At 28.1% G+C, this 24,913-nt stretch carries 23 protein-coding genes; 12 read left to right on the top strand and 11 right to left on the bottom strand.

Annotation, left to right across the window (positions count from 1 at the left end):
* Positions 1–134: 134 nt before the first annotated feature.
* Entirely contained in the window at positions 135–893 is a 759-nt protein-coding gene (locus RT575_RS12930; RefSeq protein WP_313385630.1) for a 5'-methylthioadenosine/adenosylhomocysteine nucleosidase, read from the bottom strand.
* Between the two features lie 217 nt (positions 894–1,110).
* Here RT575_RS12930 and RT575_RS12925 point away from each other — a divergent pair, with 217 nt between their 5' ends.
* Positions 1,111–1,761, top strand: coding sequence for a hypothetical protein (locus RT575_RS12925; RefSeq protein ID WP_313385632.1), 651 nt, complete (start codon positions 1,111–1,113; stop codon positions 1,759–1,761).
* A 55-nt stretch (positions 1,762–1,816) separates the two neighbouring features.
* Here RT575_RS12925 and RT575_RS12920 read toward each other — a convergent pair whose 3' ends face one another.
* On the bottom strand, positions 1,817–2,593 hold the full coding sequence (locus tag RT575_RS12920; RefSeq protein ID WP_313581389.1) for a lipopolysaccharide kinase InaA family protein: 777 nt from the start codon (positions 2,591–2,593) through the stop codon (positions 1,817–1,819).
* A gap of 122 nt (positions 2,594–2,715) precedes the next feature.
* Here RT575_RS12920 and RT575_RS12915 point away from each other — a divergent pair, with 122 nt between their 5' ends.
* The gene (locus tag RT575_RS12915; RefSeq protein WP_313581387.1) at positions 2,716–3,777 is read left to right on the top strand and encodes a glycosyltransferase family 1 protein; all 1,062 of its coding nucleotides are present in this window, start codon (positions 2,716–2,718) and stop codon (positions 3,775–3,777) included.
* A 30-nt stretch (positions 3,778–3,807) separates the two neighbouring features.
* On the opposite strand, the gene dnaG is transcribed toward RT575_RS12915, so the two are convergent.
* Entirely contained in the window at positions 3,808–5,748 is a 1,941-nt protein-coding gene (gene dnaG / locus RT575_RS12910) for a DNA primase (RefSeq protein ID WP_313385637.1), read from the bottom strand.
* A 145-nt stretch (positions 5,749–5,893) separates the two neighbouring features.
* Between dnaG and RT575_RS12905 the strand changes: the two genes are divergently transcribed.
* The 3 genes from RT575_RS12905 to sucD all read left to right on the top strand — a co-directional run bounded on the left by RT575_RS12905 (position 5,894) and on the right by sucD (position 8,730).
* A complete protein-coding gene (locus tag RT575_RS12905) occupies positions 5,894–6,676 on the top strand; it encodes an META domain-containing protein (RefSeq protein WP_313581385.1) in 783 nt (260 codons plus the stop codon).
* Positions 6,677–6,774: 98 nt separating this feature from the next.
* Complete coding sequence (locus RT575_RS12900; RefSeq protein WP_313581383.1) at positions 6,775–7,701, top strand: UDP-3-O-(3-hydroxymyristoyl)glucosamine N-acyltransferase; 927 nt, start codon at positions 6,775–6,777, stop codon at positions 7,699–7,701.
* 159 nt (positions 7,702–7,860) lie between these two features.
* The gene (gene sucD, locus RT575_RS12895) at positions 7,861–8,730 is read left to right on the top strand and encodes a succinate--CoA ligase subunit alpha (RefSeq protein WP_313376898.1); all 870 of its coding nucleotides are present in this window, start codon (positions 7,861–7,863) and stop codon (positions 8,728–8,730) included.
* A gap of 134 nt (positions 8,731–8,864) precedes the next feature.
* Here sucD and RT575_RS12890 read toward each other — a convergent pair whose 3' ends face one another.
* On the bottom strand, positions 8,865–9,728 hold the full coding sequence (locus RT575_RS12890; RefSeq protein WP_313385643.1) for an ion transporter: 864 nt from the start codon (positions 9,726–9,728) through the stop codon (positions 8,865–8,867).
* A 43-nt stretch (positions 9,729–9,771) separates the two neighbouring features.
* Here RT575_RS12890 and RT575_RS12885 point away from each other — a divergent pair, with 43 nt between their 5' ends.
* Entirely contained in the window at positions 9,772–10,653 is an 882-nt protein-coding gene (locus tag RT575_RS12885; protein ID WP_313385644.1) for a TIGR01777 family oxidoreductase, read from the top strand.
* A gap of 1 nt (position 10,654) precedes the next feature.
* Here the strand turns inward: RT575_RS12885 and RT575_RS12880 are convergent, their stop codons facing one another.
* Positions 10,655–11,284 (bottom strand): DUF4240 domain-containing protein, encoded by a 630-nt coding sequence (locus RT575_RS12880; RefSeq protein WP_313581381.1) that lies wholly within the window; start codon positions 11,282–11,284, stop codon positions 10,655–10,657.
* A 248-nt stretch (positions 11,285–11,532) separates the two neighbouring features.
* Complete coding sequence (locus RT575_RS12875) at positions 11,533–13,035, bottom strand: succinate CoA transferase (protein WP_313385646.1); 1,503 nt, start codon at positions 13,033–13,035, stop codon at positions 11,533–11,535.
* A gap of 192 nt (positions 13,036–13,227) precedes the next feature.
* On the opposite strand from RT575_RS12875, the gene RT575_RS12870 reads away from it, so the two are divergent.
* Genes RT575_RS12870 through RT575_RS12860 form a run of 3 tightly spaced genes read left to right on the top strand, consistent with a single transcriptional unit; the run spans position 13,228 to position 15,484 of the window.
* Positions 13,228–14,046: an AraC family transcriptional regulator gene (locus RT575_RS12870; protein WP_313385647.1), complete on the top strand. Its 819-nt coding sequence runs from the start codon at positions 13,228–13,230 to the stop codon at positions 14,044–14,046.
* 3 nt (positions 14,047–14,049) lie between these two features.
* Positions 14,050–14,712, top strand: coding sequence for an alpha/beta hydrolase (locus RT575_RS12865; protein ID WP_313385648.1), 663 nt, complete (start codon positions 14,050–14,052; stop codon positions 14,710–14,712).
* A 31-nt stretch (positions 14,713–14,743) separates the two neighbouring features.
* Positions 14,744–15,484 (top strand): alpha/beta hydrolase, encoded by a 741-nt coding sequence (locus tag RT575_RS12860; RefSeq protein ID WP_313581380.1) that lies wholly within the window; start codon positions 14,744–14,746, stop codon positions 15,482–15,484.
* A 264-nt stretch (positions 15,485–15,748) separates the two neighbouring features.
* Here the strand turns inward: RT575_RS12860 and truB are convergent, their stop codons facing one another.
* From truB to RT575_RS12840, 4 genes are read right to left on the bottom strand one after another with little or no spacing between them, the layout of a single operon-like run.
* Positions 15,749–16,447 carry a tRNA pseudouridine(55) synthase TruB gene (gene truB, locus RT575_RS12855; protein WP_313581379.1) on the bottom strand — a complete coding sequence of 233 codons (699 nt, stop codon included), beginning with the start codon at positions 16,445–16,447 and terminating at the stop codon, positions 15,749–15,751.
* A 1-nt stretch (position 16,448) separates the two neighbouring features.
* The gene (locus RT575_RS12850) at positions 16,449–17,330 is read right to left on the bottom strand and encodes an undecaprenyl-diphosphate phosphatase (protein ID WP_313581377.1); all 882 of its coding nucleotides are present in this window, start codon (positions 17,328–17,330) and stop codon (positions 16,449–16,451) included.
* Positions 17,330–17,629, bottom strand: coding sequence for a DUF3098 domain-containing protein (locus RT575_RS12845; RefSeq protein WP_313581375.1), 300 nt, complete (start codon positions 17,627–17,629; stop codon positions 17,330–17,332). The genes RT575_RS12850 and RT575_RS12845 overlap by 1 nt, the downstream gene beginning before the upstream one ends.
* Positions 17,629–18,522: a permease-like cell division protein FtsX gene (locus RT575_RS12840; protein WP_313385654.1), complete on the bottom strand. Its 894-nt coding sequence runs from the start codon at positions 18,520–18,522 to the stop codon at positions 17,629–17,631. The genes RT575_RS12845 and RT575_RS12840 overlap by 1 nt, the downstream gene beginning before the upstream one ends.
* A 107-nt stretch (positions 18,523–18,629) precedes the next feature.
* Between RT575_RS12840 and rsmA the strand changes: the two genes are divergently transcribed.
* Positions 18,630–19,397: a 16S rRNA (adenine(1518)-N(6)/adenine(1519)-N(6))-dimethyltransferase RsmA gene (rsmA, locus tag RT575_RS12835; RefSeq protein ID WP_313581373.1), complete on the top strand. Its 768-nt coding sequence runs from the start codon at positions 18,630–18,632 to the stop codon at positions 19,395–19,397.
* 2 nt (positions 19,398–19,399) lie between these two features.
* The gene (gene mgtE / locus RT575_RS12830; RefSeq protein WP_313385657.1) at positions 19,400–20,755 is read left to right on the top strand and encodes a magnesium transporter; all 1,356 of its coding nucleotides are present in this window, start codon (positions 19,400–19,402) and stop codon (positions 20,753–20,755) included.
* 52 nt (positions 20,756–20,807) lie between these two features.
* Here mgtE and RT575_RS12825 read toward each other — a convergent pair whose 3' ends face one another.
* Positions 20,808–21,962 (bottom strand): HAMP domain-containing sensor histidine kinase, encoded by a 1,155-nt coding sequence (locus tag RT575_RS12825; RefSeq protein ID WP_313581371.1) that lies wholly within the window; start codon positions 21,960–21,962, stop codon positions 20,808–20,810.
* A 157-nt stretch (positions 21,963–22,119) separates the two neighbouring features.
* Between RT575_RS12825 and RT575_RS12820 the strand changes: the two genes are divergently transcribed.
* Positions 22,120–24,900, top strand: a complete 2,781-nt coding sequence (locus tag RT575_RS12820) for a 2-oxoglutarate dehydrogenase E1 component (protein WP_313581369.1) — start codon at positions 22,120–22,122, stop codon at positions 24,898–24,900.
* Positions 24,901–24,913: the final 13 nt, after the last annotated feature.

Here is a 24,913-nt window from a genome sequence, read left to right as displayed (position 1 = left end):
CGGACTGTAAATCCGTTGGTTTCACCTTCGCAGGTTCGAATCCTGCTCTCCCCACAAAACTTACTTCAGTTTTAGAATAAATCAATTATTTTATTAATGTGTACATCAAAAGAAAAGCCCTTTATAAAGGACTTTTACTTGATGATGTTTTTTATAATTTCTATAGAATATACATTTGAAATTTTTTCTATAAATTTTGTGAAATCTATAGTAGCTTCTTCATCTGCTTCATCAGATATTGTACGAATAACAGTAAATGGTAAATCAAATTCATAACAAACTTGAGCTACTGCAGCACCTTCCATTTCTACACAAAGAACATCAGGTAACATATTTTGTAAGTTTTCTTTTTGTTTTGTAGTCGAAAAAAATAAATCTCCAGAAGCAATTAATCCAATATGTAATTTAGGTGAGTGAATATCAAATTTATTTAAATCACTTTCATCAATTACATGATGTAAATAATTATCTTCTAATAAAGTTTTGATAGCATTTGATGAAATATCCAATAAACTTTGATCAGAATCAAAATAAGATTTTTTTAATAAAGGAATTTCGAATTTAGGAAATAAAGGTTCAGCACTCATATCATACTGTATTAATGTTCTTCCTAAAACGATATCACCTATTTTTAATGAAGGATGTATTGCTCCTGCAACACCTGTAAAAACTAATTCTGTTATATTAAATTTTATAATAAGCGTAGAAACTGTTGTTGCAGCTGCAACTTTACCAACTCTCGAAAATACTACTACAATCTGCTGGTTATTTATTTCTCCTGTGTAATAGATTCTATTACCAATTTTGTGTTCTTTTTTATTTGATAATAAGTGAACAACTCCGTCTATTTCTTGAGGAATTGCTCCCATTATACCAATTATTCTATTTTTCATTGATGTGAATTAATTGGTAAATTTAATCAATTATTTTCTGTACTTATAAATAGAGCAGTAAACTTCGTAAATAAGTATAAAAGGTAAACAAAATATGATTAAACAAGTATTTAAAAAATTTTTAAGCATATTGCAAATTTAAATAATAAAATTTGTTAAAATCATTTGTATATTCATTTTTTGTTGCCGTATGTTTGTAATAGTAAAAAAATATAAAATGAAAAAATTGTATACTGCAATCGCAATCTGTTCTGCGATGTCTTTCTATAGTTGTAATAACAAAACAGATGAAAAAGTGGAAGCTCCACAAGAAACAACTACTACAACAGAAGAAGCTACAGATTTAGTTGAAGGTGTGATTGCTAAATCAAGTGTTGAATGGACAGCTTATAAAACAACTGAAAAAACTCCCGTATCTGGTCATTTTGATGTAGTATTAGTTAAGGATGCTAATCAAGAAGGTAAAACTCCTCAAGAAGTTTTAGAAGGTGCTAATATAGTTGCGGAAGTTGCTACAATAAATTCTGACTTAGTTGATCGTGACCAAAAATTGAAAGATATTTTATTTGGTAATATGATTGATACAAAGGAAATTAAAGGTAATTTATCATTTAAAGACGGAAAAACTTTCTTAAAATTAACTTTAAATAATGCTTCAAAAGAATATGAAGTAAAATCATCTTTTGAAAATAATGTATTTACAATTGAAGCAGATGTTGATTTAATGGATTTTAATACAACTAAAGCATTAGAAGCATTAAACAAAGCTTGTTTTGAATTACACAAAGGTTCAGATGGTGTTTCTAAAACTTGGAGTGAGGTTCATATTAAAGGTCAGGTAGAATTTACTCAAAATTTTGGTAAATAATTTATACCATTTAAAATAAAAAAAGCTACTTTTTAGTAGCTTTTTTTTATTGATTTTATTTTTCTATTAATTTTTTTAATTTCTTTTTTCGTTCTTGTTTTTTATGAAATTTTGTTTGAAATTCTTCTGTTTTCTTCCACATTTCATTTATAACTTTAGTTTCTTCTTCATTTATAAGTTTAGCATATTCTTTCGCCATTATTTCAACCATATCATTGTATGGAGTTAAGCGAGAAAAATTTTTCATTCTCAATTCAAAATCCATTTTTGTGTGAAAGTTCATACGATTAAGATCTACCAGATAAAAATCATAACTATTTTCACCTACTTTTTTTATTAATGTATTTCCAGGCGAATGATCCAAAAACTCAATTCCTGCTTCATGTAATTGGTATGTGAATTGAGTAAATTGTTTTAAAATTTCTATTTTATTTGGATAATCAGCAATTTCAACTAATTCACGATAAGTTAAATCAGCTTCAACTAATTCACATAAATAATAGCTTTTAAGAAACTGAATTGTAGTAGTTTCTTCAATATAAGCAACAGGTAATGGAGTTAAAAAACCTAAGTTAACAAGTTTATTTGCATATTCAAAAGAGCGTTCAGCTTTTGATTGACGGAAAAATTTATAAATAAATTTATTGATAATATTAGGAATCTTGAAAGACTTAATAGTAACTATTTTTCCAGATTCTAATTGAGTTTTTTTTATAGAATTTCTTGTTCCTTTTGCAATGTATTGATTAATTGAATCATAACCTTTGATGATAGATTCAATTTCTTTTTTTGTTGTAGGGAAATTATTATTGAGAACGATTTTTGACATCATTTTATTAATCCTTATACTGTTTATAGATATAAATATATATTTATAATATAGGTTTCAAAGATATGTTTATTTTTGTTGAAATAATATACGAATAAAGCATAAACAATTTAAATCATTTACTAATGAATAAAATTATTTTAGAATCTCATAATTTAAAAAATAGAACTACTGGTTTTGGAGTTTTTAATTATGAGTTAATTAAAGCATTTTCTCAATTAGATTTTAATGATAATATACATCTTGTAGCAAAAGATATTAATGAATTAAAGAATGAATTTGGAAAAAAATTTGACTACATAAAATATTATGATTTTATGAAATTTAATCTTTTTTCTATAAAAAGAAATAATATAGACGTATGGCATTCATTAAATCAAAATATTAGTGTTGAACCATATCTTAAGCCTAAGAAATATGTTTTAACAATACATGATGTTAATTTTGCTGAAGAGGATACAAATGATTTTTCAATAAAGAAAAAGAATCTTTTTTATAAAAAATTACAACGAACTGATTATATAACATTTATTTCTAAATATGCTAAGGAGCAAACAGAAAAATATTTTGATATTTCTGGTATAGAAAATAAAATTATTTACAATGGTAATTCAATTTCACAACGTTTAGATTTAAAAGATTTTAAACCAAGAATACAAATTGATTCTCCATATTTTTTTACTATTAGTGCGTTTATTGAAAAGAAAAATTTTGAATCAATAATCCGTCTAATGCCATTTTTTCCAGATTACAAATTAGTTATTGCAGGAAATAATAGTAACGAATATGGACAAAAAATTAAAAATTTAATTATTGAAATGAAGTTAGAGAGCAGAGTTATTTTAACAAATAAAATATCAGAAATCGAAAAACAGTACTATATGCAGAACTGTGATGCTTTTTTATTTCCTTCGGTAGGAGAAGGATTTGGTTTACCTCCTATAGAAGCTATGAGTTTTGGAAAACCAATACTTTTATCAAATAAAACATCATTGCCTGAAATAGGAGGTGATGATGCTTTCTATTGGGATAATTTTGATTCAGCGTATATGGCTGATGTATTAGCTAAAGCACTTGAAAAATATAATAATAATAAAGATTATTATATAGAAAAATATATTCAACGTTCAAAAGAATTTGATTGGAATAAAGCGGCAAAGGAATATCTTGATATATATAAAATTTAAAAAAGCCTCTTTTATTAAGAAGCTTTTGGTTTAAATAACACGGTTTAAATGTTCATTTAATATTTTTTTTAAACTTGTAAAATGCATTATTTGTTTCAGAATATCATTTAGTTCTTCTTGAGTTATATCTTTATTTTTTGTTTTATCCATTAAGTTTTTAATAAAATTATCAATATAAATGATTTTAAATCTCAGTAAAACATCAAATAAATCCTTATGAACAAACTCTTCCTTTTTCTTAATATTTATTCCTTGTTTAACAGTCCAGTTTTCGCTTAAACTATACTTTTCTAACATCATTTCTGTTGCTAGATTTACAATTTCTGAATCTGAAGATCTTGAAAAATAACTTCCTGTTCTAAGTTCGTTATTCTCTAAACCTATTTTTACATCTTCTAGTATTTTTTGGTAAATAGGAGTTGATAGAGAAAGTTCATTTTCTTGAAATTGTGAAACAATTTCTTGTATGACAGTTGTTTTATATAATTCATTATTTTCATCTTTTAAATCAACTTCTAAATCACCATTTTGTAAGATGAGTTTAATAATTTCAGTTTCTATAGTTAACTGAATATTTAAAACTTCTTTGTTTGTCGTAACAATAGAAATTTCTGGTTTTTTTTCTCTTGCTTTATCAGTTATATGAGAAGTACTATTTTTAGATCCAGAATTTTTAAGCTGAGCTAATTCTTTAAATAAAACTTCTTCTCTTATTCCCATTATTTTAGAAGTTTCAGCAATATAAACTTCTTGTTTAATACTATTAGGAATTAAAGAAATAGATTTTACAATTTCACGAATTAATTCAGCTTTTTTAATAGGGTCATTATTAGCCTCTTCTAAAAGAACATTAACTTTAAAGCGAATAAAATCAGTAGCATTTTCTTTTATGTAATTTTCTATTTCTTGAGAAGAATGTTTTTTAGCAAATGAATCAGGATCTTCACCTTCAGGAAGTAAAAGAACTTTTACGTTCATTTCTTGTTCAAGAATCATATCAATTCCACGAAAAGAAGCTTTAATTCCTGCATTATCACCGTCGTACATTACAGTGATATTTTCTGTAAGACGTTTTATTAATCTAATTTGCTCATTAGTAAGTGCAGTTCCAGAACTAGCAACAGTATTTTGTATTCCTGCCTGATGCATCGAAAGAACATCTGTATAGCCTTCAACTAAAAAACATTGATCAGATTTTATAATTTCTTGTTTTGCCTGAAACAAACCATAAAGAGTTTTACTCTTATGATAAATTTTATTTTCAGGAGAATTAAGATATTTAGCAGCTTTTATATCATTTCTAAGAATTCGTCCTCCGAAACCTAATGTTCGCCCAGAAAAACTGAATATAGGAAACATTACTCGTTCTCTGAACTTATCATATTTCTTATTATCTTCTCTAAAAGTTACTAAACCGGCTTCTTCTATGATTTCTTTAGAATAACCATTTTTCAAAGCATATTCAGCAAATGCATCCCATTGTTTAGGAGAGTAACCTAATTCAAATCTATCAATAATTTCTTTCGAAAAACCTCTTTCTTTAAAATAACTTAAACCAATTAGATTACCTTCTTCTGAATTATTTAATTGATTAATAAAGAATTTTTTTGCAAATTCAGTTAAAATGAAAAGGCTTTCTCTTTCTTTTTCTTCTTGTTGCTGTTCAAAAGAGTATTCTCGATCTTCTTCAATTTCTATATTATAACGTTTTGCTAACCATCTAAGAGCTTCTGGATAAGTAAATTGTTCTACTTCCATTAAAAATGTTACAACATTTCCTCCACGACCAGAAGAAAAATCTTTCCATATTTGTTTAGCAGGAGAAACAACAAATGAAGGTGTTTTTTCATTCCCAAATGGGGATAAACCTTTTAAACTTGATCCAGCTCTTTTTAAATTAACAAAATCGCCTACAACTTCCTCTACACGAGCAGTTTCGAATATGATATCTATAGTTCTTTGAGAAATCAAAATAAATAAAAATTTACTTCAAAATTAATATAAATTTTTATTTAAAGATTACTTACTACTAATTATATATTTAAAAGATAAAATGGTATGGTATTGGTATAAGAAGATTTTAATTATTATAAATAATCTAAACTTTAAACTAATTATGAAATTAGCTTTTTTAAAAATTTCTTTAGCAAGTATACTAATTATAGGTGGATTAAGCTCTTGTTCTACAGCTAATACACAGTCAGAAACAACGGAGAAAACACAAAAGAATTCTCTTTTAGGAAAATGGGAATTAAATGATATAGCAGATATAAAAGCTTCATCTTTGTCAGAAGCTTATTCTCAAGGATTACCAACTATTAATTTCATATCTAATAAAATGGTATCAGCTTCAGATGGTTGTAATTTATTAAATGGTGGTATAATTACTACAGGAGATAAAATTACTTTCGGTAATCTTATGTCAACAATGAAAGCATGTACAAATGTAGAAGACCAAAATTTTAGTTCTAAATTGACAGGAACTTTACAATATAAAATTAATGGAGATAAGTTAGAATTATTGCAAGGAGATAAAACGGTTCTTACTTTTGTACGTCCAGCTAAAATTGAGGGTTCTTGGGTTTTAGAAGAATTTATAGGTAAAGATCGTAGTTTAAAATCTGTTAATGATCGTTTTCCAAATGAAAAGCCTACACTAACATTTACAAAAAATATTATTTCAGGAAATAATGGATGTAATAATATTAACGGAGCTTATTTAGCAGTAGGAAATTCATTACAAATGAAAAATATTGCTGTTTCAGCAATGGCTTGTGAAGGAGTAGAATCTGATGTTTTTATGGAAAGATTTAATAATATAAATAAATTTGAGATAAAAGATGGGAAATTAATTCTTTTTGCAAATGATATTAAGACTATGGTTTTCAATAAAAAATAAAAAATTTATTATTCTTGCATAGAAAATTTTAAGCTGCCTATTTTATAAAGGCAGTTTTTTTTTATTTTTGTAATTATAAACTTTTTAGAAGAAAAAATATGAAGTTTCCTAAATCATATAAATTAAAAGAAGTAGCAACTATTATTGATGCTAAATATATAGGTGATGAAAATTTTGTTGTAGAGGGTATAAATGAAATTCACAGAGTAGAAGCTGGAGATATAGTTTTTGTAGATCATCCCAAATACTATGATAAAGCATTAAATTCTGATGCTACAATAATACTTATAAATAAGGAAGTTGATTGCCCTGAAGGAAAAGCATTATTGATATCTGATGATCCTTTCAGAGATTTTGTTAAAATTGGTCAATATTTTGCACCATTTAAGCAAGCTAATAAACATATATCTTCATCTGCTGAAATAGGAGAGGGAACAATAATACAGCCGGGTGCATTTATTGGTAATAATGTTAAAATAGGTAAAAATTGTGTGATTCATTCAAATGTATCTATAAATGATTACGCAATTATAGGAGATAATGTAATTATCCGTTCAGGAACTGTTCTTGGAGCTGATGCTTTTTATTATAAAAAAAGGGAAACAGGTTTTGATCGTTTAAAATCAGTAGGTAATGTTATTATAGAAAATAATGTAGAAATAGGTGCTAATTGTACAATTGATAGAGGTGTTTCTGCTTCAACTATAATAGGAGAAGGCTCTATTTTAGATAATTTAATACAGATTGGACATGATACTATAATTGGTAAAAAATGTTTGATAGCTTCACAAACAGGAATTGCAGGTTGTGTAACTGTAGAAGATGAAGTTTCTATCTGGGGACAAGTTGGTATTACAAGTGGTGTAACAATTGGAAAAAAGGCTGTTTTATTAGCTCAAGCGGGAGTGAGTAAATCTTTAGAAGGAGGAAAAACTTATTTTGGTTATCCTGCTGCTGAGTCAAGAGAATTATATAAGAAGATGGCTATTACTGATATAATTATAAAAGAGTACAGGGAAAGATAAAATATTTACTATTTACTAAAAAAAAGGTCAATTTTATATTGATCTTTTTTTTATTTGTACCATAATGATTTAGATTTTTTTTAATTATTTTTTTATTCATATTATTTTTTAAAACGAGAAAGTCCTTTTATATTTGTGTAAATAAATAAATCAATCACAATGTCTGTATTAGTTAATAAAGATTCAAAGATAATTGTTCAGGGTTTCACAGGGAAAGAAGGAACTTTTCATGCTGAACAAATGATTGAGTACGGAACTCAAGTAGTAGGTGGAGTGACACCAGGTAAAGGAGGTCAAACACATTTAGGTTTACCTATTTTCAATACAGTAAAAGATGCTGTTGATAAGGCTGGTGCAGATGTATCTATCATATTTGTTCCACCAGCGTTCGCAGGTGATGCAGTTATGGAAGCTGCTGAAGCTGGAATTAAAGTAATTATTTGTATTACTGAAGGTATTCCAGTAGAGGATATGGTAAAAGTTCAAGCTTATGTAGATCAAAGAGATGTTACATTAATTGGACCTAACTGTCCAGGTGTTATCACTTCAGAAGAGGCTAAAGTTGGTATTATGCCAGGTTTTATCTTCAAAAAAGGTAAAGTAGGGATTGTATCTAAATCAGGTACTTTAACTTATGAAGCAGCTGATCAGGTTGTTAAAGCTGGTTACGGTATTTCTACTGCTATCGGTATTGGAGGTGATCCAATTATCGGAACTACAACTAAAGAAGCTGTAGAGTTATTTATGAATGACCCAGAAACAGAATGTATCGTTATGATTGGTGAAATTGGTGGTCAATTAGAAGCTGAGGCTGCTCGTTGGATTAAAGCTAATGGAACTAAACCAGTTGTAGGATTTATTGCTGGTCAAACAGCTCCTAAAGGTCGTACAATGGGACATGCTGGTGCTATTGTTGGTGGTGCAGATGATACTGCTCAAGCTAAAATGGCTATTATGGAAGAATGTGGTATCCACGTTGTTGCTTCTCCAGCTGATATTGGTGCTACTGTAGCAAAAGTTTTAGGATAATTAATATTCTATAATATATAAAAAAAGGTTTCGAATTTCGAAACCTTTTTTTATATAGTCTATTTTGTGAATATTGTTTTAAGTATTTGAAGTGATTTTTTATAATATTTATTCATTTATAAAGGTTAATCTAATTAATCATTTAATTTATGTCCGCATGTTTTACAATATATAGAGCCATCTAAATGATTTTCATCTCCACAATATCTACATCTTTCTGTGTTTGTTGGAATATTGTTAGAAGCTTTATTCATTTCCATCGTAACAATTCCTGTTGGAACTGCAATTATTCCATAACCAATAATCATAACTAGAGAAGCTAGGAATTGTCCCAAACCAGTAACAGGGGAAACATCTCCGTAACCTACAGTGGTTAATGTAACAATAGCCCAGTAAATACTTATAGGTATACTCGTAAAACCTGATTCTGGATGATCGTGTTCTACCATATACATAATTGAACCAATTACAACAACAATCAGAATAACGAAAGACAGAAATACAATTATTTTATCTCTACTTTCTTTTAATCCTACAACGAGAATATTTTTTCCTCGAGTAAATCGAGTTAAATTAAATATTCTGAAGATTCTTAGTAATCGTAAAATTCGAACACTTGATAAATATTTACTAGTTTCGAAAAATAAGCCTAAATAGAAAGGTAAAATAGATAATAAATCAATTATTCCATAAAAACTAAAAAAATATTTCCATCTATTTTTTACACAATATAAACGTAATACATACTCTATTGTGAAAAGAGTTGTAAGAGTCCATTCAGATATAACTAAAACTAAATGATATCTTGCGTTGATGGCAGGAATTGATTCTAACATTACTAATCCAACACTAATAAGTATTAGAAAGAGTAAGGCAATATCGAATAATTTACCATAAGGTGTATCTGCTTCAAAAATAATATCAAAAAGTTTATTTTTTAATTTATTTTCTTCATCAGGGCTCATTTTTTTTATGTAAGGAAATCGACCTTTAAACATTGTTTATTATTTTCTAAAGAGCTAAATTAGAAAAAAAATAATTATGAATATTCTACTTACTGGAGGAAGTGGGTTAATTGGTTCTCAATTAACTGAAAAATTAATTGATAATGGACATACAGTTCGAATCTTAACAAGGGAAAAAGATGTTTATCCTCCGTTTTACAATTGGGATAAAAATATTATTGACAATGATGCTTTTCAGGATTTAGACGGTATTATACATTTAGCTGGAGCATCTATCTCAAAAAGGTGGACAGATTCTTATAAAAAAGAAATTCATGATAGTAGAATTTGTTCTGCAGAACTACTATATAAATATGTGAAGAAAAATGAAATTGATTTAAAATTTTTTATTTCCGCTTCAGGAACAGGTTATTATGGTCAGGTAACTTCTGATAAAATTTTTGACGAAAATGATAATCCAGGTAATGATTTTTTAGGAAATATTTGTGTTGAATGGGAAAATGCTGCTTATAAATTCAAAGATTTTGGAAGTAGAATAGTTTGTATAAGAACATCTTTAGTTTTATCTAAAAATGGAGGAGCGCTAGAATTGATTAAAAAACCAATTCAACTAGGTTTAGGAGCAAATTTAGGAAATGGGAAACAATGGATGCCTTGGATTTATATAGATGATTTGGTAGATATTTATTTATATGCAGTAAATAATAATATAGAAGGAAGTTATAATGCTGTAGCACCAGAAATGATAAATTATGAAGAATTTAATCATAAGCTAGCAAAGAAAATGAAGAAACCTTTTTTTATGCCAAATGTTCCTTCTTTTTTCTTGCATTTAATTTTAGGGGAAATGAGCCTTCTTATCTTAAAAGGATCTAGAATGAATTCTAAAAAAATAGAAAATCAAGGATTTAAATTTTCTTATCCAAATTTAGATAAAGCATTGGATAAATTAATATAACTTACTCTTCTTCATCTTCTTCATCAAAATAATCTTCTATGAAGATTTTATAAAGGCGAGGACAAAATATTTGTAAATTCAGCATATTTTCATCATCCCAATCAAATTCAGGTTTAGGGGAATTTTCTGTAAAAAGGATTAAAGAAGATTCATCAATATAATCTTGTATAGGCTTATTAATTCTCATCATAAAAATTTCATCTGTAACCTGATTAAATCCTTCAAATTCATATAAATCATCATCATTAAACCCTTCATCAAAATAATAAGCTAATTCATCTGGATTAGCTATTGCTCGTTCGTATAATTCTCTTCCTTGTGATACAATCCAGTTTTTAAAATAGTAAAAATGTTTAGGATCAGTATCGTCATTCATTATACATGCTGCACACCATATTTCAGGATTATGTAATGAAAAAAGATAATTTTCTAATCGTAATTGAAAACCTACAATATCATCTGCTACTAAATTATTTAATTCTTTGGCAAGTGTGTATTTTTGTTCTTGAAGATTGTTTGCTTGTTCTAATGAATCCTCAATTATTTGCCAAAAAAAATCTTCTTCTAACATTTTAGAAATTCTATCTGTTGGTGGAGAAAAAGAATTAAAAATATCATCTAAAAAATTCATAAAAGCTATAGTATTAGTGTTTTTTATTAATTATTAAGGTAATAAATTATAGAAATAAAAATATAAATATTTTATTTTTAATTATTTAACATTTATTCTTTCTAAAAAAATGTTTATATAATATAGGAATAAAATATGATATATAAAATAATTATTGAATTAATTTATATATCATATGTAAAAAGCATAAATCATCTTTCTGATTTATGCTTTTTGATATGTATAATTATTTTAATATTTTTCTTTTTTTAAGCTAAGACTTTTTCTTTTTTCATAGAACCAGTTTCTCTTAATCTTGTGTGCCAAGAAAAAGCTTCTTCTAAAATATGTGGTGTTTGTCCACCTCTTAGTGCACAAGCTCTTTCAAAATAAGATAGTAATTCATCTTTATAATCTTTGTGAACACAGTTATTAATGATTTCAATAGCTCTTTCTCTTGGTGCTAAACCTCTTAAATCTGCTAAACCTTGTTCTGTAACTATGATATCTACATCATGTTCTGTGTGATCTGTGTGAGAAACCATAGGTACAATAGAAGATATATCTCCACCTTTAGCTATTGATGAAGTTACAAATATCGAAATGTAAGCATTTCTTGCAAAATCACCTGAACCACCAATACCATTCATCATATGAGTTCCAGAAACATGAGTAGAGTTGACGTTTCCATAAATGTCACATTCTAATGATGTATTTATACCGATAATTCCTAAACGGCGGATAACTTCAGCTGAATTAGATATAGCTTGTGGTCGTAATACAATTTTGTCTCTATATTTATCTAAATTGTTAATTACTCGATTATAACATTCTTGAGATACAGTCATTGATGATGCAGAGGCAAATATCATTTTTCCAGAATCTAATAAATCAAAAGTAGAATCTTGTAAAACTTCCGAATACATTACAAGGTTTTCAAAATCTGAGTTTTCTAAGCCTCCTAGAACAGCATTAGCAACTTTTCCTATTCCACATTGTAAAGGCATTAAAGATTTTGTAAGTCGTCCATTTTCAACTTCTTTTTCAAAGAATTTTACAATATTTTTTGCAATTGCTGTTGTGGCATTATCAGCAGGTTGTATATCTCCAGGCATATCTTGTATGTCGTGGAAAACAATTCCAATAATTTTTGATGGATCGATCTTAATAGCATTAGTTCCTATTTTAGTATCACATGCAGTAATATTTATAGGAGTACGTTTGCCATATTCTTCTACACTGTAAATATCATGTATACCTCTTATATTGGTAGGAATACTTGTATTAATTTCTATAATTAATTTTTTAGAATTATTTGCAATTTCAACATTGTTACCTACAGAAGTAGTAAAAACTAAAGAACCATCTTCTAAAATTTCTGCAACTTCTAAAACACCAATGTCTAATTTAAATTGTTTGTTTAATATATGCTCAGCTGTTTCACCTAAGTGCTGATCAATAAATAAAACATCTCCATTGTTTATACTTTTACGCATAACAGAATCTACCTGAAAAGGTAAGCGTTTTTTTAAAGCATTATTTTCTACAAGTGCTGCATCAGTTCCATGACCTAATGATGCTCCAGTAATTAATGTTACTTTTAAATCTTCATTTTTTGCTCGGTTTGCTAAAGCTTTTAATACTACTTTAGAATCTCCACCTCTTGTGAATCCACTAGATCCAACAATCATATTATTTTCAAAAAAAGATGCAGACTCTTCTGCTGTCATTATTTTCGAATGTAGATCAGCGTTTTTTACTCTTTCTAACATATTGCAACTTTTGTTTTTATTCTTCTTTGTGTGTTTTGGTAATAGAGGTACTACAAATATTGTTCTAATTATAAAAAAACGAATATTTAAAAAAGCCAAATAATTATTTAATACAGCCACTTTTTTTTGTGTACTTTTTACGTTATATTTATTGAATAATTATATTTGTTTATATATAAAAGTTAAAATAAAATGGATCAAGATAATATTTTTGAAACTCAATATTACCTAACGGAAATAGATAAAATCCCAACATCAATTTTTTGTTATCATAAAGAGATATCAGAGGCTTACGTAGTAGAGCATAAGCATAATAAAGCACAATTCCTGTATTGTGAAGGAGGGATAGTTTATGTGAAAATAGGGAAGGATACATTTTATTTACCTGCGCGACACTATATGTGGATTCCACCATATGTAGAACATAGTATACACCCGAATACACCAGAAGTTATTATGAGAAATTTGTATTTTCCTATAGAAAATAGTGACAACTCATTTTATAAGAAAGTTGGTATTTATCCAGCTGATGGTCTATTGTTAGAATTGTTATTGTTTTCAAATCAATGGAAAGGTAATATAGAAGAGTATAAAGATCAGAGTGAATATATTATAGCAAAAGCTTTTAAAGAGATTTTACCTAAAGTGAGTAAAAATAGTTTAAAATTAGCTTTACCTATTCCTCATGATGAAAGATTAAAAAAAATAGTTAAGTTTTTAGATGATAATATGGACTCATCTATTACCATGAAAAAAATTACAATGGAGTTTGGCTTTTCGGAACGCTCTTTGTCAAGATTATTTCAAAAAGATTTGAATATGACATTTGTTCAATATTTTACTATTTTAAGAATGTTAAGAGCATTACAATTATTAATTGATGAAACATATTCTATTAGTGAAATTTCAACAATGGTTGGTTATAATAGTTTACCTACTTTTAGTAATACTTTTCAGAAAATAATTGGTGTAAGACCTACAGATTATTTAAAGAAAAAAAATATATTATAAATTATGAAAGTTTATCAAATAAGTGGATTGGGAGCAAATGGAAATGCATTTAGAAATCTTCGCTTAAATGATGATTTTGAACAGATTTATATTCCGTGGTTAGTCCCAGAAAAAAATGAATCTTTAACACATTATACAGAAAGATTATTAGATATAATTAATCCAAAAGAAGATTTTGTTTTAATGGGGTTATCTTTTGGAGGTATAGTTGCTCAAGAAATGAATCGCTTTGTTCATCCAAAACATACATTCTTAATTTCTACAGTAAAAAATAGAGCAGAGATACCGTATTTATTTAAATTGTCAGCTTCTATAAATGCTCACAAATTGATTCCAATGAGCTTTTTGACATCAGATAGAGTTTTTTCTTATATGATGTTGAGAAGGCTTTATTATACAAATAGAGAAAAAGATAATATTGATGATATTTTTGAATTCAAAAATAAAGAATATTTAAGATGGTCTATTCACAAGATTGTTAATTGGGAACATTCGTCATCTTATCAAGAAGAAAATTTGACTCATATTCATGGTACGAAAGATATTGTTTTTCCGATAAATAATATTAAAAATGCAATAAATATAGAAGGTGGTACACATATTATGGTTATGCAAAAACCAAAGCAAATTAGTAATGAAATTAATAATGTTTTACAATCTTTTTAAAAATAAATAACTTAAATACCACAAAAAAATTATGGAACAAAATATATTAAAGGGAGCTGAAGCAGAATTTCTTAAAGGATCAAATGATATTGGAGTTTTAGTTATACATGGATTTACAGGGACAACACAAAGTATGAGGTTAGTAGCTAATTCACTTCATAAGAATGGATTTACTGTAAATATGCCTCGTTTAAAAGGTCATGGAACAACACCAGAAGATATGGAATCTTGTACATATAATGATTGGAAAAAGTCTGTAAATGATGCATATGATGAATTAAAACCTTTTGTAAAAGAAATTTTTGTTCTTGGGCTATCTATGGGAGGAACTTTAACTTTATATAGTGCTATAAATTTTCCAATAAAAGGAGCTATAATTATAAATGGAGCAGTAGATGTTACTTTTATGGAAGAAATCTATAAAAATCCTGATTCTCCTAGATTCATCGACGGAATAGGTTCTGATATAAAAAAAGAAGGAGTTATAGAATTGGCTTATGAAAAAACACCTAAAAAATCTGTAAAAGAAATAGTTAATTTTACAAATGAAATAAGAAAAGAATTAAATAAAATTGTTTGCCCAATATTAATTTTTTCTTCAACAGAAGATCATGTAGTTCCTCCTGTTAATGCGAAATATATTTATAATCATGTTTCTAGTCAATCAAAAGAATTAATAGAGTTAGAGAATAGTTATCATGTAGCAACATTAGATAATGATTTAGACATAATAGTGTCTAAAACATTAGAATTTATTCAAGCAAATTTATAATTTTTTTAGGCAATTGCTTCGCACCGTTCTTTTTCGCTGTATCTTTTTAGATTGGGTATTATTTTTTCTACTAGATCATTAAGGCTTTCGAAATGCAATAATTAAGGTAGGAATGTATCCAATCTAAAAAGGATGCCACTTCAATCACTATTGCAAACTAAAATTTAATAATAAATGAATTGAGGATTAAAAAATATAATTAGAAATAAAAAAAATAACTCAAATAAAAACGGAAGCTTATTAAGCTCCCGTTTTATATTTATTCTAATTATTCTCTTTTTCGAAATAACTTTGTTCAAAAGCTAAATTTTCAGCATTTAAAACATCAAACTCTCCGATTTTAGTTCTTCTTAAAGCTGTAAGATATCCACCAGAGTTTAAAGCTTTACCAAAATCATAAGCTAAGGAACGAATATAAGTTCCTTTACTACAGTTTACTTCAAAATCGACATAAGGTAAATCTATACGTGTTATTTTAAAATCTTGAATAGTGATTGTTCTCGATTTTCTTTCAATTTCTTGACCTTCTCTAGCTAGTTCATACAATCTTTTTCCATCAACTTTAATCGCAGAATGCATAGGAGGAAATTGTTGTATTTCACCAACAAATTGCTGAGTAGCTTCTAAGATTTTTTCATTTGTAATATGATCAATAGGAAAAGTTTGATCTTCATCTGATTCTAAATCATAAGTTGGTGTTGTTGCACCTAATTTTATTGTACCAGTATAAGTTTTTTCCTGTGCTTGATATTCATCAATACGTTTTGTCCATTTTCCAGTACAAACTAATAGAAGCCCAGTTGCTTTTGGATCTAAAGTTCCAGCATGACCAACTTTTATTTTTTTTAAATTGTAAGCTTTTCGGATATTCCATCTTATTTTATTCACAACATCAAAAGAAGTCCAATCCAAAGGTTTGTCAATTAAAAAAATATGACCTTCTTGTATTTTTTCTACATTCATCTTATTTATGTTGAATCATTGTAGTTTCTATATTGTTTTCTTCTGTTTTAGCTTTTGGTGCTGGAGTATTACCAAAATATATTAATAAAATAATACCAATTATAATTCTGTACCATCCCCAAAATTTAAAACCATATTTTGTAAGAACTGATATAAACGTTTTAACAGCTACCAATGCTACAATAAATGCAATTACATTACCAAGTATAAATAAAGTAATATGTTCTTGATCTTGTATAATCATTTCGTAACCTTTCATAGGATTTGCAGTTTCTTCTCCCCATGTTTTTACAAAAACAGAATAAACAGTTACAGCTAACATGGTTGGTACAGCTAAGAAAAAAGAAAATTCTGCGGCGGCCTTTCTTGTTAATCCCTGTGTCATTCCTCCAATGATTGATGCAGCAGAACGTGAAGTACCAGGCATCATAGCTAAACATTGCCAAAAACCAATAGTTACAGCTGTTTTTATCGATATTTCTTTTTCATTGTCAATTCTAGGATGTTTAAACCATTTATCTACAAATAATAAAATAACACCACCAAAAACTAACATTCCAGAAATAGCAATTTGGTTCCCAAGAACAGCTTCTATTTTATCATCAAATAATTTCCCTAGAATAAGAGCAGGTATAACAGCACAAGCTAATTTTATATAAAAATTAAAATTGAAATTTTTGAAATCAAAGAATTTTTTCCAATATAAAACGACAATTGATAAAATTGCACCAAATTGGATGGATACTTGAAACATTTTTAAGAATTCACTTTCCGGCATTCCCATAAGTGCAGCCGTAAATCCCATATGTGCAGTAGATGATATTGGTAAATATTCAGTAAGTCCTTCTACTATTGCAAGTATAATTGCTTGTAAAGTATTCATTATTTTTCCTTGTTCGGATTAATTAATATAGCATAAATTTCGACAACAAACCCCGCAATAACTAAAAATGGAGCTAATCTTATTCTTCGAAAAGAATAGATGTCTTCGTTCCAATAATTAGCATCCCAAGTTCCGTCAGGTTTAGTATTAGCATCATGTCCAGTCATTAATAAGAATCCTAGACCAATAAGAGCAAGACCAATAGCTATAAAAATATAATTTCTTTTTCCGAAAAGAAAAGTAAAACCAGCATCATTTTTTGATGCTGATTTAGATGTATTTATTGAGTTTGTTTTCATTAATAAAGTTGATCAGTTTTTAATCTTAGATAACGCCATGCAGCAAATAAAGTACTAAATATTGCTATAATAACACCAATTGTGATTAATACAATAATTAATAATGTATAACTAGGGTTCCAAAGCACTAATCCTACTTTTGTAGCAAGTAAGTACCATAAAAGCCCAAGTCCTATAATAGATATTAATGCAGCAAAAAATCCTAAAATAGCACCTTCTATGATGAAAGGTTTTATAATAAAACGTCTTCTAGCACCAACTAATTGCATTGTTTTTATACTAAAACGTTTTGCATAAATTTTTAATCGAATAGAATTATTAATTAAGATAACAACAATCACTAAAAATATAGCAGCAAATATCATAATCCAAAAAGTAATTTTATTTATACTTTGGTAAATAGTAACCATAGCTTCTTTATCACTTTTTACTTCATCTATAATCGTGTTTTTAGATAATACTTTATTGATAGAATCTATTTGTTCAACAGATTTGATAGCAGAAGGATTTAATGTAATTTCTACAGATGCAGGAAAAATACTTTCCTCAAAAAAATCACTTCCATCAGTACCCAAATCTTTCTTCGCTATTTTAGCAGCTTCTTCTTTACTAATATATTTTGTAGATTCTACAAAAGAATATTTAAGTTTTAACGAATCAATATAAGATTTTTGTAGATCAAGTTCTTTACTTTTTAGTTTAGGATCTTCAACACTTTTAAAATAAGCTTCTATTTTTAATTCTCTTTTTAGATGTTCTGCGTAACTTTGTGCATTAATAACAATTAAGCCGAAAATACCTAATAGAAATAAAACAAGCGAAATACTAATAATTACAGTAATATTAGAAGAACGCAGTCTTTTTTTCTCAAATTTATCGTTCGTTTTTGACATTTGGGTTAATTTTGGGGCTAATATAAAAAAAACTTATCTTGAAAGAAAGATATTCTGATAGATATTATAAGATAAGTTGGTTAAAGAAAACTTAAAATTTATAATTTTTGAAAGTAAAAGCTAAAAAACATCTAGGTCAACATTTTTTGAATGACGAAAATATAGCACGCGATATAGCTGAAGGTTTAACTTGGGAAGGATATAATCGTGTATTAGAAATAGGACCAGGAATGGGAGTTCTAACGAAATATATTTTACAAGCAAAAAAAAATATTGAAGTTGTAGAAATTGATACAGAATCTGTCGAATATTTAAAAGAATATTATCAGCCATTTTATCCTGGTTTCAAAATTCATTCAGAAGATTTTCTTAAAATGGATTTTTCTACAAAGTTTGATGAACAAATCGCTGTACTCGGAAACTTTCCTTATAACATTTCTTCACAGATTATTTTTAAGGTTTTAGATGAACGTGAAAATGTCCCTGAAGTATGTGGAATGTTTCAAAAAGAAGTCGCAGAAAGAATTGCTTCTAAAAAAGGAACAAAAGATTATGGAATACTTTCTGTTTTGGCCCAAGCTTATTATCATTGCGAATATTTATTTACTGTTCCCGAAAATGTTTTTACTCCTCCTCCAAAAGTGAAATCAGGAGTAATTATAATGAAACGTTACAGAACAGAAATAGAAGGAGTAGAGAAAAAACGCTTTTTTCAAGTTGTAAAAGCAGGGTTTGGACAAAGACGTAAAACATTAAGAAATTCTTTAAAATCTTTAGGGATTCCTGAATCTTTAAGCGATCACGAATTTTTAAATATGCGAGCTGAGCAATTATCAGTTGAAGATTTTATTGAATTAACAAAAAGAATGCAGTAAAAATGGAAGTTAAAATTACAAAAGACTTTATAGATATTTTAGTAGAAAGAGTTAATGAGCAAAATGCAAAAGAAGTTAAGGAGATGTTACAAGATTTACATCCAGCTGATATTGCCGAATTGTTTGATAACCTCTCGACCAAAGAACAGTCTTTTGTAATTGATTTATTAGATAATGAAATCTCTGCTGATATTCTTCTTGAATTAGAAGAAGATGACAGAAAAAAATTCCTAAAAACACTTACAGCAAAAGAAATAGCAGAAGATGTGATTACAGAAATGGACACAGATGATGCTGTTGATGTAATTAACGAGCTTTCTGATGAAAAGAAAGATGAAGTAATTGCTCAGTTAGAAGATCAAGAACATGCTAAAGAGATTGTAGATCTTTTACGATATGACGAGGAAACTGCTGGAGGGTTGATGGGAAAAGAATACATCAAAGTATATAAAGATTGGTCTGTTTTAACTGCTGTTAAGCAAATGCGTAAACAAGCTGAAGATTTAGAAGAAGTCTTTTCTATTTATGTAATTGATGAAGATGAAAAGCTACTTGGAATTCTTAGTTTAAAGCGTTTATTAACAACATCATCTAATACAAAGGTTTCTGATGTTTATAATGATAAAGTACAATATGTAAAGACTTATGCAAAAGATTCTGAAGTTGCTAAAGTAATGGAGAAATATGATTTGTATGAAGTTCCTGTAGTTGATGAATTAATGCGTTTGGTAGGAGTAATTACAGTTGATGATGTGATTGATGTGATTAGAGAAGAAGCAGAAGAAAATTATCAATTAGCAGCAGGTATTACACATAATGTAGATTCTGATGACAGTATTTGGAAATTAACACGAGCGAGATTACCTTGGCTTTTATTAGCTTTGGTTGGTAGTTTTATTGCTGTAAATGTCTCGCAAAGTTTTAGTAATGCAATGAATCTTTATCCACAATTATTCTTTTTCACACCACTTGTAGCTGCTATGGCAGGAAATGTAGGTGTACAGTCTTCTGCGATTATTGTACAAGGATTAGCAAATAATAATATATCAGGATCTATATGGAAAAGATTAGGAAAAGAAATGTTATTAGCAATGTTAAATAGTACAATTTTAGCTTTAGTACTTTTATTAGCAACTCATTTTATTATGAGCACAAGTTACGAAATATCTTCTACTATTGTATTAGCCTTGGTTACAGTAATGATTTTAGCTAGTTTAATAGGTACATTTATTCCAATAATGTTACATAAATATGGAGTAGATCCTGCTATTGCAACTGGACCTTTTATTACTACAAGTAATGATATTTTTGGATTATTAATTTATTTTTCCATTGCTAAAGTTATTTTAGGGTTCTAGAAAATACTATATATAATAATTTGAATAGACACTATATATCTAAATATAGTGTCTATTTTTTTAATAATATCTTAAATTCAGTCCCAGTCTCTTTTGAGCTTTTGTTTACAAAAATTTTACCTTTATGATACTCATTAATAATTCTTTTAGCTAATGATAGTCCTAATCCCCAGCCTCTTTTTTTTGTTGTAAATCCAGGTTCAAAAATTCGTTTTTTTAATTTAGCTGGAATACCAGATCCTGTGTCAGCTACTGTAATCTCCAAGTATTTGTAATCTTTTGTAGAGATAAAAATATCAAGAACGCCTTTGTTTTGCATTGCATCAGCAGCATTTTTCATTAAATTTTCGATGACCCAACTGTATAAAGGGGGATTTATATTGATTATAAATTGTTCAACATCTGTATAAAAGTTAACTTCTATACCTTTTGATATTCGTTTAGATATATAATTTACAGTTTGCTTAGTGATTAAAATAATATCATTTTTGGATAATTCTGATTTGGATCCAATTTTAGAAAAACGATCTACAATATCCTTTAATCTGTTTACATCTTTTTCTATTTCAAGTACAGTTGATTGATCAATTTCTTCAAATTTTAATAATTCTACCCAACCCATTAAAGAAGACAATGGAGTTCCTATTTGATGAGCTGTTTCTTTAGCCATACCAGCCCATAAGTAACTTTTTTCAGTATCTTTTATTGTTTTTAAATACCAATATGTAAACCCAAAGAAAGCTAATATTAAGACAAAAATAGCTATAGGATAGTATTTTAATTGATTGAGTAATTTTGAATTTTTAAAATAAGCATAATTTTTACCATTAATTAGCTTGATTTCTATGGATTGATCAGATTTCTTTAATTCATTAATATATTTTTTTAGTAGGACAGAATCTTTTTGTATTCTTTCATCAATATTTTTACTATCAATAATATTTCCTTTTTCGTCTACTAATGCTACGGGAATTGAATTATTATCTTTGATGAGCTTAAATAAAAAATCTTGAGTTTCAAGATCTAAAATTTCAGAAGAACTTAAAAGTTCCAAGGATTTTGCATAGTTTTCAACACGTTTATGTTCTTCTATTTTTAATTCATAAACAATTTTATTACTTGACCAAATTGTTACCCCAAAAATTATAAAAACAATTATGTAACCTGTCCAACGATTTTTTATTTTTTTTATTAAAAAATTTACCATTTAAATGTAAAATTGTTTTTACTTTTATACCAAATGTAGTGATTATTTGACTATAATGTATCTTAACGCATAAAATAGAATAAATATCATGAAAGTAATTTTTTTAAAAAAGTTAAATAGTTTAATTTTGTAGTAAAATCTCATAGAGAGTAAATTTATGGATCGTTTTTCGTTTTTAAATGCCGCTCATTTAGAGTTTATAGGCGACTTATATGATCAATACGTCCAATATCCGGATAGTATTGAACCCAGTTGGAAAGCTTTTTTCCAAGGATATGACTTTGCAAATGCAACATATGAAGGAGAACCTTTATTTGCACCAACACCTCAAGTAACTCAAACTAGAACTAGTCAAGCAGTAGTTAATCCAACTGTTGTTTCTCAAATTCCTGAAAATGTACAAAAAGAATTCAAAGTAATCAATCTTATTGATGCTTACCGTACACGTGGACATTTGTTTACTAAGACTAATCCTGTAAGAGAACGTAGAGTAACTGAACCTACTTTGGATATCAAAAACTTTGGTTTATCTGAATCAGATTTAGGTTTAACGTTTAATGCTGGTGAAATATTAGGTGTAGGAGGACCAATCACTTTACGTGAAATTATTGGCCACCTAAAAAATATGTATTGTGACTCTATTGGAGTTGAATACATGTATATTAGAGAACCTCAAAAAATTAATTGGATTCAAAATTGGTTAAATCAAAATTTGAATCACCCGTTATTATCAAAAGAAGAAAAAGAACGTGTTTTAGAAAAGTTGAACGAAGCTACTGCTTTCGAAAACTATATGCACACAAAGTATGTTGGTCAGAAGCGTTTTTCTGTAGAAGGAAATGAATCTTTAATCCCAGCATTAGATACTTTAATCAACAAGTCTGCTGAGCATGGAGTTGAGGAAGTTATCGTAGGAATGGCTCACAGAGGTCGTCTTAATGTTTTAGCAAATATTTTTGGTAAATCTTATTCTCAAATATTTTCTGAATTTGAAGGTAAAGCTTTTGATAATGAATTAGTTGCTGGTGATGTTAAATATCACATGGGATCATCTAATCAAATCAAAGCTTTAAATGGTAAAGATATCAGAATCAATTTAGCACCTAATCCATCTCATTTAGAAACTGTTGATGCAGTTGTAGGAGGGATTACTAGAGCAAAAGCCGAAGAAGATTATAATGAAGATTATTCTAAAATTATTCCAATTTTAATTCATGGTGATGCTGCAGTAGCAGGTCAAGGTATTGTATACGAAGTTGTACAAATGGCTGGATTAGATGGTTATAATATTGGAGGAACAGTACATGTAGTAGTAAACAATCAAGTTGGTTTTACAACAAATTATGTTGATGCAAGAACTTCTACTTATTGTACTGATGTTGCTAAAGTAACATTATCACCTGTATTACATGTAAATTCTGATGATGCAGAAGCTGTTGTTCATGCTTTCCGTTTTGCAGCTGATTATCGTGCAAAATTTGGATCAGATGTATTTATTGATTTATTAGGTTACCGTAAATATGGTCATAACGAAGGTGATGAGCCTAAATTTACTCAACCAAAATTATATGAAATAATCGCTAAACATCCAAATCCTCGTGAAATTTATAAAGATAAATTATTAAAAGAAGGAGTTATAGGTGAAGAAATTGTAACGAAGAAAGAAGCTGAATTTAAAGCTATTCTTGATGCTAATTTCGAACAATCTAAAGAGATAGAGCGTAATCATATTTTCCCATTTATTCCAGAAGAGTGGGAGGGTTTCAAAACAGCAGAGGATAAAGATATTTTTACCCCAGCTGATACAGCATATGATGCAGATAAATTAAAAGAGATTGCAAAAGTTATTTCTACAGTTCCAGAAGGTAAAAAATTAATCAGAAAAGTATCTCGTTTAATTGAAGGACGAGGAAAAATGATTGAAGATGATAAAATCGACTGGGGATTAGGAGAAGCTTTAGCTTTTGGTTCTATTCTTACAGATGGACGTAACGTACGTGTTTCTGGAGAAGATGTAGAACGTGGTACTTTTTCTCACCGTCATGCAGTTGTTAAAACCGAAGATACAGAAGAGGAAATTATTTTATTAAATCAAATTAATAATGAACAAGGTAAATTAAGAATTTACAATTCATTATTATCTGAATATGCAGTTTTAGGTTTTGATTATGGATATGCTATGGCTAATCCTAAAGCTTTAACAATTTGGGAAGCACAATTTGGAGATTTCGCTAATGGAGCTCAAATTATGATTGACCAATATATTTCTGCAGCAGAAGATAAATGGAGTTTACAAAACGGTTTAGTAATGTTATTACCTCATGGTTATGAAGGTCAAGGTGCTGAACACTCTTCAGCTCGTTTAGAACGTTTCTTACAAATGTGTGCTAGTAACAATATGTTTGTTGCAAACATTACAACTCCAGCAAACTTTTTTCATGCATTAAGAAGACAAGTTGTTACAGATTATCGCAAGCCTTTAATCGTAATGTCTCCTAAATCATTATTACGTCATCCTTCAGCTGTATCAAAATTAGAAGATTTTTCTACAGGTTCATTCCAAGAAATTATTGATGATACAACTGTAGATGCTAAAAAAGTGAAAAAAGTTGTATTCTGTTCTGGTAAAATATACTATGAACTAGATAAAAAACGTGAAGATTTAGGTGATAAAGAAACTGCAATTGTTCGTTTAGAACAATTATATCCTTTAAATGAGGAAAAAGTAGATGAAATTATCTCTAAATATGGAAAAGCTAAATTAGTATGGGCTCAAGAAGAACCAGAAAACATGGGAGCTTGGACATATATCTTACGTAAATTAAGAAAATATCCATTCGACGTTGTTTCTCCAGCAGAAAGTGCAGCTACAGCTCCAGGATCTAGCAAGCGTTGGGCTGCTATATTCGAAGAGGTTATAAACAAAGTATTCAAATAAAAAATAAAGCTAA

Source organism: Chishuiella sp., assembly GCF_032109125.1.
Lineage (GTDB): Bacteria > Bacteroidota > Bacteroidia > Flavobacteriales > Weeksellaceae > Empedobacter.
The sequence above is the reverse complement of the archived record's forward strand: the minus strand, read 5'-3'. Positions and strand labels throughout refer to the sequence as shown.